Here is a 13,226-nt window from a genome sequence, read left to right on the forward strand (position 1 = left end):
ACCTTGTTATGAGCGAAGCCATTCGTTACGAAAAAGGCCAGGACGCGATCGTCGTGCTGACCATCGACATGCCGGGCCAGAGCGCCAACACCATGAACGCCGTGTACCGCGAGGCCATGGCCGCGTGTGTTGGACGGTTGGTGACTGAAAAAGAGCAGATTGCCGGGGTCATCATTACCTCGGCGAAGAAAACCTTCTTTGCCGGCGGTGACCTTAATGAGCTGATCAAGGTCGGCAAGCCCGAAGCCAAAGCCTTCTACGACATGGTGCTGACCCTCAAAGCGCAGTTGCGCACCCTGGAAACCCTCGGCAAACCGGTGGTCGCGGCGATCAACGGCGCGGCGCTGGGCGGCGGCTGGGAAATCTGCCTGGCCTGTCACCACCGGGTGGCATTGGACGACGCGTCGGTACAGCTCGGTCTGCCGGAAGTGACCCTCGGCTTGTTGCCGGGCGGCGGCGGGGTGGTACGCATGGTGCGCATGCTCGGTCTTGAGAAAGCGCTGCCCTATCTGCTCGAAGGCAAGAAGGTGCGTCCACAGCAGGCATTGCAGGCCGGTTTGATTGATGAGCTGGCGGCGAATCACGATGAATTGCTGGTCAAGGCGCGCGCCTGGATCGTCGCCAATCCGACGGCGGTACAACGTTGGGATGTGAAGGGTTATCAGATTCCGGGCGGCACGCCGTCGAATCCGAAAGTGGCGCAGATGCTGGCGATTGCGCCGTCGATTCTGCGTAGCAAGACCCAAGGGACAATGCCGGCGCCGGAGAAGATACTCTGCGCGGCAGTCGAGGGCGCTCAGGTCGATTTCGACACCGCGCACTTGATCGAAACCCGTTACTTCACCGAACTGACCACCGGGCAGATCTCGAAAAACCTGATCGGCACGTTCTGGTTTCAACTCAATGAGATCAATGCTGGTGGTTCGCGGCCGCAGGGTTTTGCGCCGTATGTCACGCGTAAGGTCGGCGTGCTTGGCGCAGGGATGATGGGCGCGGGGATTGCCTTTGTCAGCGCTTCGGCGGGTATTGAAGTGGTGCTCAAGGATGTCAATCTGGCTGCCGCCGAGAAAGGCAAAGCACATTCTGCGGCGTTGCTGGACAAGAAAGTCGCCCGTGGGCAGATGGATGCTTTGAAGCGTGATGAGGTGTTGGCGCGGATCACCCCATCCGAAAATGATGCCGACCTCGCGGGTTGCGATCTGATCATCGAAGCGGTGTTTGAGGATCGCGATCTCAAGGCCAGGGTTTCCTCTGCCGCCCAGCAAGTTGTCGGCGCCGAAGCAGTCATCGCTTCGAATACATCGACGTTGCCTATTACCGGGCTGGCAAAGGCTGTGCCTGATCCTGGCAAATTCATCGGCCTGCATTTCTTCAGCCCGGTAGAAAAAATGCCGCTGGTGGAAATTATCAAAGGTGCACAGACCAGCGATGAAACCCTCGCGCGCGGTTTCGACTTCGTGCTGCAAATCAAGAAAACCCCGATCGTTATCAACGACAGTCGCGGCTTCTTTACTTCACGCGTCTTCGGCACCTTCACCAACGAAGGCATCGCCATGCTCGGCGAAGGCGTGAGCGCGCCGATGATCGAGACCGAAGCGCGCAAGGCCGGGATGCCGGTCGGGCCTCTGGCGATTTCCGACGAAGTTTCCCTCAGCCTGATGAGCCATATCCGTCAGCAAACCGCCAAGGACCTACAGGCAGAAGGGAAACCGCTGATTGAGCACCCGGCCTTCGCCGTGATTGACTTACTGCTTAACGAATACAAGCGTCCGGGCAAAGCGGCCGGTGGCGGTTTTTACGATTACCCGGCTGGTGGGCAGAAACATCTGTGGCCCGAGTTGAAGGTGCGTTTCGAAAAGGCTGACGGACAGATTTCGCCCAAAGACGTGCGTGATCGGCTGCTGTTTGTACAAGCCATTGAAACCGTCCGTTGTGTGGAGGAGGGTGTGCTGACCTCGACGGCGGACGCCAACGTTGGCTCGATCTTCGGTATCGGTTTTGCAGCGTGGACTGGCGGCGCATTGCAGTTCATCAACCAATACGGGGTGAAGGATTTCGTCGCCCGTGCGCAGTATCTGGCCGAGCAGTATGGCGAGCGTTTCGCGCCGCCAGCGTTGCTGCTGGATAAAGCGGCAAAAGGTGAAATGTTCTAAGGGCAACGAGCATTCCGGGGCTTGCCTTGCCAGGGTGTTTCAAGGCAGGCTCTGGGGTGTTCATTATTCCCATCACGTGTCAGGTATTTTTTATGTCGCTACGCATCTGCATTCTGGAAACCGACATCCTGCGTCCGGAACTGGTCGATCAATATCAGGGTTACGGGCAGATGTTTCAGCGCCTGTTCTCGCAGCAGCCGATTGCCGCCGAGTTCACCGTCTACAACGTGATGCAGGGCGAATACCCAAGCGACGACCAGACCTTCGACGCGTACCTGGTCACCGGCAGCAAGGCTGACTCGTTTGGTACTGATCCGTGGATCCAGACCCTGAAGGAATACCTGCTGACTCGTTACGAGCGCGGCGACAAACTGCTCGGCGTGTGCTTCGGCCATCAACTGCTGGCGCTGCTACTCGGTGGCAAGAGCGAGCGCGCCACGCAAGGTTGGGGTGTTGGCACCCATAACTACAAACTGGCGGCGAAGGCGCCTTGGATGAGCCCGGTGCGTGAGGAACTGACGCTGCTGATCAGCCATCAGGACCAGGTCACAGCGCTGCCGGAAAACGCCACGGTGATTGCTTCCAGCGATTTCTGCCCGTTCGCGGCCTATCACATCAACGATCAGGTGTTGTGCTTCCAGGGCCACCCGGAGTTCATTCACGATTACTCGCGGGCGCTGCTCGATCTGCGTCAGGAAGCGTTGGGTTCGCAGATCTACAGCAAAGGTGTGGCCAGTCTCGAGCAGGAACACCATGGTGCGACAGTCGCGGAATGGATGATGCGTTTTGTCGCGCATAAGCCAGAAACTGTCTAAGGCCAAAAGCTTCGCGAGCAGGCTCGCGCCCACATTGGATTTCCGGTGCGCCACCGATCAATGTGGGAGCGAGCCTGCTCGCGAATGTTCCAGACAACTCGGTCTGCTCTACAACCATCCAGACCTCTTGAAGCTTGCCCACAAACTCACACACCCCACCGTAATAAACCCCAGCACACCGAAATAGCCGTAGTGCCAGCTCAACTCCGGCATGTTCTGGAAATTCATCCCGTAAATCCCCGCAACCGCCGTCGGAAACGCCAGAATCGCCGCCCAGGCAGCAAACTTGCGTTGCACCACGCTTTGCCGTGACGCCTCGAGCAACACACCAATCTCGATGGTCTGGCTGGCAATGTCGGCCAGGGTGGTCAGGTCTTCCATTTGCCGCGTGACGTGAATCTGCACATCACGGAAGTACGGCCGCATGTTCTTGTCGATAAACGGGAAACTCAACTTCTGCAGTTCCTCGCCAATCTCCACCATCGGTGCCGCGTACCGACGCAGGCGTACGACATCGCGGCGCAAGCCATGCAGCCTCTGAATGTCATGCTCATTCAACGCGCTGCACAACACGTTGCGCTCCAGCTCATCGATCTCGGCATGGATCGCTTCGCCGACTGGCTGATAGTTCTCGATGACAAAATCGAGCAACGCATAAAGTACGAAATCTTCCCCGTGCTCCAGCAGCAGTGGACGTGCCTCACAACGTTGGCGTACATGGGCGTAGGACGCCGAGTGGCCATTACGCGCGGTGATGATGTAGCCCTTGCCCGCAAAGATGTGCGTCTCGATAAATTGCAGAACGCCGTTCTCGCGGATGGGTGAGTAGGTGACGATAAACAAAGCGTCGCCAAAGGTTTCGAGCTTCGGTCGACTGTGTTTTTCCAGGGCGTCTTCAATGGCCAGTTCGTGCAGGTTGAACTGACGTTGCAGGTTGGACAGCTCTTGTGCATCCGGCTCTTCCAGGCCGATCCACACGAAGTGGCCGGTTTTCGCAGCCCAGGCAGCGCCTTCGTCGAGGGTAATATTGGTGACTTTCTTGCCTGCGCTGTACACCGCAGCAGCAACAACTCGACCCATGGTGGTGATTCACTTCTTCTTGGCAGGTGGCAGGGAATTCAAGGCTTCAGCTTAGCCGTGTCGCTGCTTGAGAGTCAGTGAAATCTGTACAGTTCACCGGGTAAAAGAAAACCCGCACAGGGCGGGTTGTCTTTTCAGGCAGCTTGCAGTTGCCGATCCATCGATTCAATGCACTCGCGCATCTGCTCGCGACACTGATTGATGAGCATGGGCATGTCGTCCATGGTCAATCCGGCTGTAGGAATCGCCGGCAACGAGCGTATGAGGATTTTCCCGCTGCGCCAGCGATTCAGGCGCATGTGCTTGATGTAACTGCTGACGCAAACCGGGACGATCGGTACACCGGCGGCAATCGCCATCTGGAACGCACCCTTCTTGAATGGCAGCAATTCTTCGCCGAGGTTGCGCGTGCCTTCCGGGAACACCCAGATCGAAGTGTCTTTGTTCTGCAGGGTGTTGGTGGTGGTGAGCATCGATTGGCGCGCCTTGTGCGCATTGCCACGGTCGATCAACACATTACCGGCTAGCCAGAACAGTTGCCCGAACAGTGGCACCCACTTGAGGCTCTTCTTGCCGATGCACACGGTACGGCGCGGCACGACGTTTCCGAACACGAACAGATCATAGTTGGACTGATGGTTGGCGATGATCACGCAGCTATCGGGTTTGTTCAGCAAACCGCTGACATCGGATTTCACCCGTAAACGCAAAATACACATCGCTGGTAGCGCATAGAGGCGGGCGCACAGACGGCTGTTGTCCGGATTGAACGGGCGGCAGATGCCGAGAATCACCCCGAACACGCCGGCGAGAATAAAGTGCAGGCCCATCAATAACATACGAAACACGAACAGCATTTTCAGGCCCCACCGGGACAAAAGGTGGCGCAGTGTACGGATGTGCACTGTTTTCGGCAATTGCCGCTATAGAGTGCGGAGATAGCCGATGTTTAAGCGCATGTTTCAGAATGGAGGGTCAGACCTGTCCTAGAGCGGTCGCAGACTTTTAAACCATGCGTGCAAGAAAAAGCCCGACACGACGGTCGGGCTTCTTTTGCGCAGCAGCCGGGCTTAGCCCAGATGCTCCTGATCCTGGATGATCGCGTTATCCAGAGCTTCCAGCAGCGCTTTACGCACCTTCAACTTGGTGTTCTTGTGCGCGAGCATGTTGATCTTCTTCAACTGACGCGCAGCGGCGAGGGCGGCACCTTGCAGCTCTTCGGGGGCAACCACCTTGTCGAGGAAGCCGGCATCCACGGCGCTTTTCGGATCGAACATCTCGCCGTTGATCACCGAGCGGTGGAACGCCGAGCGACGCAGACGATCACGCGCCAACTCGATACCTGCGTTATGCATTGTCATGCCGATCTGCACTTCGTTCAAACCGATGCTGAACGGCCCATCGACACCGATGCGGTAATCAGCAGACAACAGAATGAAAGCGCCTTTCGCTACCGCGTGACCTGGGCATGCGACGATGACCGGGAACGGGTGAGAGAGCAGGCGACGCGCCAAGGTCGAGCCCGCGGTTACCAGCGATACGGCTTCCTTAGGGCCGGCGGTCATGACTTTCAGGTCATAGCCGCCGGACAGAATCCCTGGCTGACCAGTGATGATCACGATGGCACGATCAGTCACCGCCTGATCCAGCGCCGCGTTGAATGCCGCAATCACGTCCGGAGAAATGGCATTGACCTTGCCGTTGCTCAAGGTCAGAGTCGCGATACCGTCTTCGAGGTGGTAGGAAATCAACTCACTCATGACGCTATTCCTTGTAAGAAAGATGGGCAGACGTTACCCACCGCCGCAGGCCAGGTAAAGCGCCGTGACTGACTCGTCAGTCACCGTTTCACGGTCCATCCAGCGTGGCGAGGCGTTCTGCTTCTATATAGAAGGGCCGCGCCCACCGAAGATTGGCCGGTTTGCCATGGCCTGCTAGCGGGCAAAACGACTTTTTCTCTTAACCGCATGAAAATTCTGAAAAAAAGTTTGCCATCGGAAAAGCTTTCGACTACATTAGCGCGCCTCGACAGACAGAACATGTTTGAAGAGATACGGTGAAGTGTCCGAGTGGCTTAAGGAGCACGCCTGGAAAGTGTGTATACAGGAAACTGTATCGAGAGTTCGAATCTCTCCTTCACCGCCATATTCAGTACACAAAACCCCTGATTTCGAAAGAAGTCAGGGGTTTTGTGGTTTCTGGCGTCTGGATTTTATTGGCAGCGGCGTGAAGTCTGCTTTGAGCCATTACAATCGCGAATTTATTCATCCTTGTAGGGACGACACTCCATGATCATTTCCACCACTCACGCCATTGAAGGCCGGCAGATCACTGCATATCTGGACATCGTCAGTGCCGAGTCGGTGCAGGGGGTCAATGTGATCCGTGACATGTTTGCCGGTATGCGTGATTTTTTCGGTGGGCGTTCGCAGACGCTGGAGCGGGCTTTGAAGGAGGCGCGTATTCAGGCGACCGAAGAAATACGCGAGCGTGCGCGCGCTCTGCAGGCTGATGCGGTAGTCGGGGTGGATTTCGAGATCAGTATGCCCGGCGGGAAGGGCGGGATGGTTGTGGTGTTTGCGACGGGTACGGCGGTGAAGTTGCGCTGAGTTTGTTTGACGGGTGTGTAAGCCCATTCAGAGGTTGAATGGGCTCAATCTTGCGGTGCAATCAGCCTTGTGGCTTGAGGATCACGGTGCCTCTTTCGTCATAGGTCAGTGGTGTATCAATGGCGACCAGAGGGGGTGTATCAGAAGGTGGGTTGGGTTCGACTGGCTTGCTGGGATGGTAAATGACCCCTGGTTGCAGAACCGGTGTATCCGGACCCGGAGGCTTGATGGTGATTTCACCGGAAGCGATCTTTTCCTTGAGTTTTTCAGCGCCAGCCTTGCCGGCTGCGATCTGTTCGTCCGTGAGTTTTACGACAGGCATATTCGGGAATCCGTTGATTTGCATGTTCTCTCCTTGAGATTCATTTGTATGAAAAAGGTCAACGGCCTGTCTCTGCAATTCTTTAGCGGTGCAGGACCAATGGCACTACATCGCGTTGAGTTTTTGTAGGCCATTCGTCGGGCATCAGGAGATCTGAATAACAAGTCCAGGAATGACCAGCTAGTCTCAAAAGCGTTGGAGGTCGATATTTTTTCAGGCGAATGGGTTTTTGCCGGTGTCGACCGGTGGCGAAGGGGCGATGGTATGACTGATCCGTATATCGAAGACGATGGCGCTGAATTTTCCTTCAATAACTGTGTACGGTGCGGTCAGACCGAGTACCAGTCAGGCTTTGGCGAGGACCGGGTGCAGACCGGCAAGATCAAATCCACAGCACCGAAAGGACCGAAGGCAAAATTTCTACCCAAGGTCAGCGCGCGATCCAGAAAATAATCTGTCACTGCATAACCCCGTCATTGAACGGGGTTTTTTATGGCTGATTGAGTGAGAGAAATGTCCTACGCACTTCGGTGGCAAATGCGGGGGGCTTTCACAAACTTTTCACGTCTACCGCGGTAGGGTGAAGCCATCCGTTAGAAAGCAAGTCTCCAGCCCGTCTCCCCAGCGGGCTTTTTTTTGCCTGTCATAAAACCTTTTGCAGAATCGCTGTCCAATCGGCGCCGAGTACGCGAAGCCTATGATTTCGGCTGGACTTTTGCGCGGCGACGGCATTAAATCCCGGCCCTTTTTGTCATCCCAATTTTTGAGGTTTTCGTCATGCGTTTAACACTGCCTGCTCTGGTTCTGGGGCTTCTGGTTGCTCAAGGTGCAATGGCTGCCGGTGATGGCACCGCGGCGCTGGGCGGTGGTCTGGGTGGCGTACTGGGTAATGTCGTCGGCCAGAAAATGGGCGGCAGCACTGGCGCGGCCATTGGTGCCGGCGTAGCAGGCGCGGCGGGCAGCGCAATGGCGGCGCGCAAGGGTAGCCGGACCAAAGCGGCGATTGGCGGCGGTGTTGGCGCAGCGGGTGGTTCGGTGATCGGCAACAGCCTGGGCGGCAGAACCGGCGCCACGATTGGTGCAGGCCTGGGTGGCGCAGCTGGCGGCGCAGTGGGCAGCAACTTGTCCAAAGGTCACAAGCGTCACTGAGACTAATCCCTTGTCAGAAAAAGCCCGGCTCGATGTCGGGCTTTTTCATGGCTGAACGTTTTCCCCATTCGACTCTCCAATCTCACATAGGCCCATGTCTGGGCGGACTGTCCCGCTTCGGGAACTGTGAGGTTCATATGCGCTTGTCATTATCTGCACTGTTTTTCGGTTTGCTGGTAGCACAAGGGGCGATGGCCGCTGGTGATGGCACCGCCGCTGTGGGTGGCGGCTTGGGCGGCGCACTCGGCAATGTTGTCGGTGGACAACTCGGTGGCAGTACTGGCGCGGCGGTAGGTGCGGGTGTTGGTGGCGCGGCCGGCAGTGCCGTCGGGGCGAATAAACGCAATCGAACCGAAGCCGCCATTGGTGGTGGTCTCGGCGCGGCGGGTGGCTCGGTCGTTGGCAACAGCCTCGGCGGCTCTACGGGTTCGACCATTGGCGCAGGTTTGGGCGGCGCGGCGGGTGGTGCGGTCGGTAATAACCTGGGTGATGATGGCGGATCTCATTCGGGTGGCGGTCACAAGCACAAGAACAAACATAAAAACCGCCATCATTGATGGAGGGTTAAGCGGAAACCCGGCTTTTTGCCGGGTTTTTTGCATTTGATCGTCAGACACCGGAACGATTGACTGTAGGGCTTTTCGAACTTCATACACTCCACCAGATGACGAGGTTTGCCATGACTCCCGAAACTGAAGGCAAGGAAGAGAAAGGTTCGAGTGGACTGCCGTTTATCAATGATCCGGGGAATGAGGATCCGGGGTCGTTGATGGATGATGCGACCGTGCCGTTGAATGATTCGGATGAGGCGGATATGGAGTATGAAGAGGATGAGGATGAGGATGAGCAGTGAGGGGGAATAGGTTGGGTGAAAGTCTGGAATTGGTTTTAAGGGCCTGAGTTAACAGGCCCTTTTGGTGGTCGAGTCTAATCGGTTTCTTTTGAGTCAGCCAATACATACAGGTTACTTATGCCTGACATTTTTTTGATTTTTTTTAGCTTCAGATATTCTTCGAGTTCTTTTTTTATGGTTTCTTCATCGCAAAATTTTCTATGTTTAGAGGGTCTGTCACGGGCAAAGTAGTATAAGCGCCGAGTATCAAACCCATTGATTTCACCGTTAGGGCCATAGTCGAAATCTACGCTTCCTGTCGATAAATTGATGCGGCAGCCAATACCATGCAATACATATTTAACGCCTCGAGTGACTCTCCCGCATCGCTTTATTGCTTTGGTGCGCCAAAGCCTTCGAATGTCACGAGTGCCAAATTTGCGCTCAAATATCAGTGTGCTGGACTCCACCATGGAGATAAAGTCATTTATCAGGATGTCCAAAGTTTCATTTTGATCAGTCATCTTCTTCTCCGATGCTCCAATATGTCCAGGCCCACATTGTTTGCTGACTCTAATATATCTTCAGTGTTTTTTTAAGGCGCATTTTATGTTTTGAGGTTGAATGTGAGTATGAATTTCATATTGGTGGAAGTTTGCCTTGCTGCTACGCGATGGAGTCTGCTCAAAATATAGGTATGTCATTATGTTCGATTTTTTTTCTAGTTTTTAGATGTATTTGAAATTGGTTTCTAATCTAAATTTATTCAGGTGTGCAAGTCGCGCGAGAAAATATAAAGGTCATCAGATAGCGACTTTTTTTCAATTGTCTTTAGCGAAACAAGCTCCTTGAGTTCTTTTTTGAGTGTTTTCATGTCGCAGTAATGTTCATGCACGAGCGGCCTTTCTAAGGCGTAAATGTAGAGGCGTCATACATCAAAGCCATTGATCCTGTTGTTAGATTCATAATCGAAAACTATTGATTCTGATGGGAAGTGAATGGCGCACCCGACGCCGTGTAGTTCATATTGAATTCCATTGGTTATTTGTCTGCGGCGTTCGATTTTCCCCTCCGCCATAGTCATAAAATATTTCGATTGCCAAATTTCTCTTCGAATAGCTTTGTGCCTTCATCGACTTTGGAGAGAAAGTCAGTGATCAGTAATTTTTTGGGGGGATGGGGGTTGTCAATTTTTCATACTACCGATGTTTTATATTTTATGGAGTGGATCATTCTTCAGATAAACAGCTGGCTCTCGCAGACTTATAAATGAGGTGGTAAAGCTTATCGAGGATTCTTCTGCGGTTGCTGAAACTTTAAAACGAGAGTCCATTTTTGCGATTGTTAATTGAAATTTTTTTTGGTTTGGCAAGTTGCTTATGAATAATTCCTCTATTTCACTGCACGTTATTCCAATTCGACAAGTGTTGAATCCGATGTTCTTCCATTTTCTTGGAGGCGCGTCCGGGGTTTCGGGTATGTCGAATCCTAGGATGACAGTGGAATAATCATTTTCGATTTTTAAGGTAAAAAGATTTATTTCGCCAATGGCTATTGGAGAGCTAAAAATCATGTTAAAAAAGGTGCTTCCCTGTATGTCGTTCCAATGCTTCATGGTTGACTCCTGAAAGAGTAGTGATAGATGCGTCAATTCTCTCTTCGGTGTTTTTCACGAGCTGTTCATTTAAATGACCAACTCGTGGGAATGGCATCGCTGGCGAAGCATCGCGCGAAGAGTATTTCGAGGTATGGCATGCATGTGATTGATATCCTCGCCGCTTCCGACATCATGCACCGGAGCTAATTGGACAATGTTGAGGTAAACATTATGGATCTCCTATGAAAGCGGGGTTGCCAGCAAAGGGACAACTGATACACCAATATTTCAGTTAATCAAAAATGATGGGGCTTATCCAAGGGGACTTAAATATTACTGTATGGAGCTTTTCTGATAACCACAAAAATGTGTTTCAACCACGTATTTCCGTCTTGCCAGTCATGCCAATAGCAATAACAACATCCAATTTCTTTCAGTAAAAAATCTCGAATTTTATTTTCTGTCACATTCATCACCAGCAAGGCATTGATTTCCTTTATCACACCCTCCACTACGCAATCTTCTGAGTCTGCTAGGAAAGCTCTAATAACATCGTCTGCCAAGTCAAACTCACACATCCAATCCTCATGAAAATAGGCTCCGAGAAACTGGAATAGTTTAGGAAAATCTTCAGTTGTCATTTACAAAGCCCGTCAAGATAAAATAACCAAGTTGTGAAGTAGTGTCTCGCCGCAGCACTAGTCTAATACTAAATAGCGGATCTAGCGTTCCACTCTGTCTCACAACACCCACGCCAGCAGGAACAGACACTCGCTCATTGATTACAAGATTGTTTGTGTTACCTATTAGAAAATTATCAATATTTACTTTGTTGCTCCTGATAACATTAGAGAGTGCAGCTTCAGCCTCTGCCCTATTATGAAATGTTGACGCAATAGGTATGTTCGGCTCAGCCATTAGTCTAGCTCTCAGTTGAGCCTCCGATCTATTGACATGCCTCGCAATAGCATGTCCACCGCGAGACTCGTGGGCCTCTAATCCCCCTCCTGGAACAATTTCACTATACGGCCCATCTTCCTGTATCGCTCCCGGGCAAGGAGTGCAGGCCAACCCCAACGGATCCACCCACCCCGTGGGATTCGGCACGTACTGGTACTGATTCAACCCACCCGCCAACTTGATCGGATCCGGCGTCAGATACCGCCCCAGCCGGGGGTCGTAGTACCGATGCCGGTTGTAATGCAGCCCACTCTCCGCATCGAAGTACTGCCCTTGAAAGCGCAGCGGCTGGTTCAGGTAGTCGTCGCCGGCCAGGGTCAGTGCGGCGACTTTGCCGTAGGCGTCGTATTGCGCGGACCAGACGATGTCGCCGCTGTAGTCGGTGAGTTCCTGCGGGGTGCCGAGGTGGTCGAGCTGGTAATAAAACGGGCAGGCTTTTTTCGGGCCTTTGCCGTCGAGCAGCGCCAGCGGGCGGAAGGTGCCGGGTTCGTAGACGTAGCTGCGGTATTCGCTTTCGCTGCTTTCGGCGACGAGGTGGTCGCCTTGCCAGAAGAATTCGGTGATCTCGCCGTTGGCGGTTTTGCGGATGCGCCGGCCGAAGGCGTCGTATTGGTAGGACGCGGTCTGGCCGTCCGGACGGGTCAGGCCGATCAGGCGGTGCTGGCAGTCGTAGCGGTATTCGGTGACGAGTGTTTGTGCGCGGCCGCGCCGTTCGCGGATCAGGTTGCCGAAGGCGTCGTAGTCGTAATAACGGTCGCCCTGCATGAGCAAGCGATTGCCCTGGATCTGGCTCGGGCCGGGGCGGTCCTGCATCAGCAGGTTGCCGGCCGGGTCGTGGGCGAAGCTTTCCGGCAGTTCGTCGCGTGAGTGACGGACGCGGATCAGCCGGTCGAGGGCGTCGTAGCCGTAGGTGCGCTGGCCGTGGCGGGTGTCGGCGATGTGCGCGAGATTGCCATTGGCGCTGTAGGCATAATCGCGGCGGTACAACGCATCGCGCTGATGGCCTACGGCGTGGGCGAGTAATCGTCCCTGATCGTCGTAGGAGTATTCGCTGAGCAGCAGACCTTGTTGGCGTTGCAGTTCGCGACCGGACTGGTAGACATGGCGGGTCAGCGGCGTGCCGTTGAGGTCAATCCCGCTCAGTGCGCCGCCCTTGGCGTGGCGGTAGTCGAGCACGCTGTTGTCCGGCAGACGCATGCGCTTGAGCTGGCCGCAGGCGTCGTAGCGGTAACGCAGGGTGCCCCAGCCCTGATGCTCGGTGATCAGCCGGTCCTGACGGTCGTACTCGAAGGCCAAAGGATGTTGCTGGCCGTCGTCGACACTGATCAAACGACCGAGTCGGTCGTACTGATAACTGACCTTGATCCCGTCGGGCAGGGTTTTGACCAGCAGGCGCCCGGCCGCATCGCGCTCATAAGCGGTGAGCAAACAAGAGCCATCATCACCGAACTCGGTCTTTTCCAGCAGATGCCCGTTGAGGTCGTAGGCATACGCGGTGCGCTGACCATCAAAACCGACTTCCTGACGAATCAGCCCAGTGGAGGTGTAATCCAGCCGGTACTTTTCCCCGGATTCGTTTTCGATCTCGGTGAGCAGCAGTTGCGCATGGTCATAGCGGTATTGCACCCGCGTGCCGTCGGGGTTGATCCGCCGCGAGACCAGGTGCAGATCGTCGTCATACTCATAACGGGTGATGTGCCCCTGTTCAT

The 13,226-nt window shown here is 54.4% G+C and carries 16 protein-coding genes and 1 tRNA gene; 8 read left to right on the forward strand and 9 right to left on the reverse strand.

Translation table 11 applies throughout. From position 1 onward, the window contains the following. Positions 1-8 precede the first annotated feature (8 nt). Positions 9-2,153 (forward strand): 3-hydroxyacyl-CoA dehydrogenase NAD-binding domain-containing protein, encoded by a 2,145-nt coding sequence (locus AC0ZWN_RS20935; protein ID WP_476336353.1) that lies wholly within the window; start codon positions 9-11, stop codon positions 2,151-2,153. A 92-nt stretch (positions 2,154-2,245) separates the two neighbouring features. Then, on the forward strand, positions 2,246-2,968 hold the full coding sequence (locus tag AC0ZWN_RS20940) for an amidotransferase (protein ID WP_093441785.1): 723 nt from the start codon (positions 2,246-2,248) through the stop codon (positions 2,966-2,968). A gap of 108 nt (positions 2,969-3,076) precedes the next feature. On the opposite strand, the gene AC0ZWN_RS20945 is transcribed toward AC0ZWN_RS20940, so the two are convergent. The 3 genes from AC0ZWN_RS20945 to AC0ZWN_RS20955 form a co-directional block, all read right to left on the reverse strand. Then, positions 3,077-4,048 carry a magnesium and cobalt transport protein CorA gene (locus AC0ZWN_RS20945; RefSeq protein WP_220558371.1) on the reverse strand — a complete coding sequence of 324 codons (972 nt, stop codon included), beginning with the start codon at positions 4,046-4,048 and terminating at the stop codon, positions 3,077-3,079. 134 nt (positions 4,049-4,182) lie between these two features. Then, entirely contained in the window at positions 4,183-4,905 is a 723-nt protein-coding gene (locus AC0ZWN_RS20950) for a 1-acylglycerol-3-phosphate O-acyltransferase (protein WP_476336354.1), read from the reverse strand. 213 nt (positions 4,906-5,118) lie between these two features. Continuing rightward, complete coding sequence (locus AC0ZWN_RS20955) at positions 5,119-5,808, reverse strand: crotonase/enoyl-CoA hydratase family protein (protein ID WP_476336356.1); 690 nt, start codon at positions 5,806-5,808, stop codon at positions 5,119-5,121. Between the two features lie 295 nt (positions 5,809-6,103). Here AC0ZWN_RS20955 and AC0ZWN_RS20960 point away from each other — a divergent pair. Next, a tRNA-Ser gene (locus tag AC0ZWN_RS20960) sits at positions 6,104-6,193 on the forward strand. Positions 6,194-6,336: 143 nt separating this feature from the next. Next, positions 6,337-6,657 (forward strand): YbjQ family protein, encoded by a 321-nt coding sequence (locus AC0ZWN_RS20965; RefSeq protein ID WP_016985528.1) that lies wholly within the window; start codon positions 6,337-6,339, stop codon positions 6,655-6,657. 61 nt (positions 6,658-6,718) lie between these two features. Here AC0ZWN_RS20965 and AC0ZWN_RS20970 read toward each other — a convergent pair whose 3' ends face one another. After that, on the reverse strand, positions 6,719-7,003 hold the full coding sequence (locus tag AC0ZWN_RS20970) for a hypothetical protein (protein ID WP_476336358.1): 285 nt from the start codon (positions 7,001-7,003) through the stop codon (positions 6,719-6,721). A 240-nt stretch (positions 7,004-7,243) separates the two neighbouring features. Between AC0ZWN_RS20970 and AC0ZWN_RS20975 the strand changes: the two genes are divergently transcribed. The 4 genes from AC0ZWN_RS20975 to AC0ZWN_RS20990 all read left to right on the forward strand — a co-directional run bounded on the left by AC0ZWN_RS20975 (position 7,244) and on the right by AC0ZWN_RS20990 (position 8,981). Then, positions 7,244-7,432 (forward strand): hypothetical protein, encoded by a 189-nt coding sequence (locus AC0ZWN_RS20975; RefSeq protein ID WP_095050941.1) that lies wholly within the window; start codon positions 7,244-7,246, stop codon positions 7,430-7,432. A gap of 324 nt (positions 7,433-7,756) precedes the next feature. Continuing rightward, positions 7,757-8,128, forward strand: coding sequence for a glycine zipper domain-containing protein (locus AC0ZWN_RS20980; protein WP_476336360.1), 372 nt, complete (start codon positions 7,757-7,759; stop codon positions 8,126-8,128). 137 nt (positions 8,129-8,265) lie between these two features. Further along, complete coding sequence (locus AC0ZWN_RS20985; RefSeq protein WP_007914081.1) at positions 8,266-8,685, forward strand: glycine zipper domain-containing protein; 420 nt, start codon at positions 8,266-8,268, stop codon at positions 8,683-8,685. Between the two features lie 122 nt (positions 8,686-8,807). Then, positions 8,808-8,981: a hypothetical protein gene (locus AC0ZWN_RS20990; protein WP_174244440.1), complete on the forward strand. Its 174-nt coding sequence runs from the start codon at positions 8,808-8,810 to the stop codon at positions 8,979-8,981. Between the two features lie 74 nt (positions 8,982-9,055). On the opposite strand, the gene AC0ZWN_RS20995 is transcribed toward AC0ZWN_RS20990, so the two are convergent. From AC0ZWN_RS20995 to AC0ZWN_RS21015, 5 genes are all read right to left on the reverse strand, one after another. Further along, positions 9,056-9,484 (reverse strand): DUF6896 domain-containing protein, encoded by a 429-nt coding sequence (locus AC0ZWN_RS20995; protein ID WP_320337267.1) that lies wholly within the window; start codon positions 9,482-9,484, stop codon positions 9,056-9,058. A gap of 404 nt (positions 9,485-9,888) precedes the next feature. Beyond that, a complete protein-coding gene (locus AC0ZWN_RS21000) occupies positions 9,889-10,044 on the reverse strand; it encodes a DUF6896 domain-containing protein (RefSeq protein WP_476336363.1) in 156 nt (51 codons plus the stop codon). 126 nt (positions 10,045-10,170) lie between these two features. Continuing rightward, a complete protein-coding gene (locus AC0ZWN_RS21005; RefSeq protein ID WP_476336365.1) occupies positions 10,171-10,575 on the reverse strand; it encodes an Imm50 family immunity protein in 405 nt (134 codons plus the stop codon). Positions 10,576-10,883: 308 nt separating this feature from the next. Further along, positions 10,884-11,198, reverse strand: a complete 315-nt coding sequence (locus AC0ZWN_RS21010; protein ID WP_311886303.1) for a contact-dependent growth inhibition system immunity protein — start codon at positions 11,196-11,198, stop codon at positions 10,884-10,886. Then, positions 11,188-13,226, reverse strand: a 2,039-nt coding sequence (locus tag AC0ZWN_RS21015) for an RHS repeat-associated core domain-containing protein (protein WP_476336368.1), incomplete at its 5' end; no start/stop codon positions are given. The genes AC0ZWN_RS21010 and AC0ZWN_RS21015, both read right to left, overlap by 11 nt.

The organism is Pseudomonas sp. 3B-A001-10F, assembly GCF_056313565.1.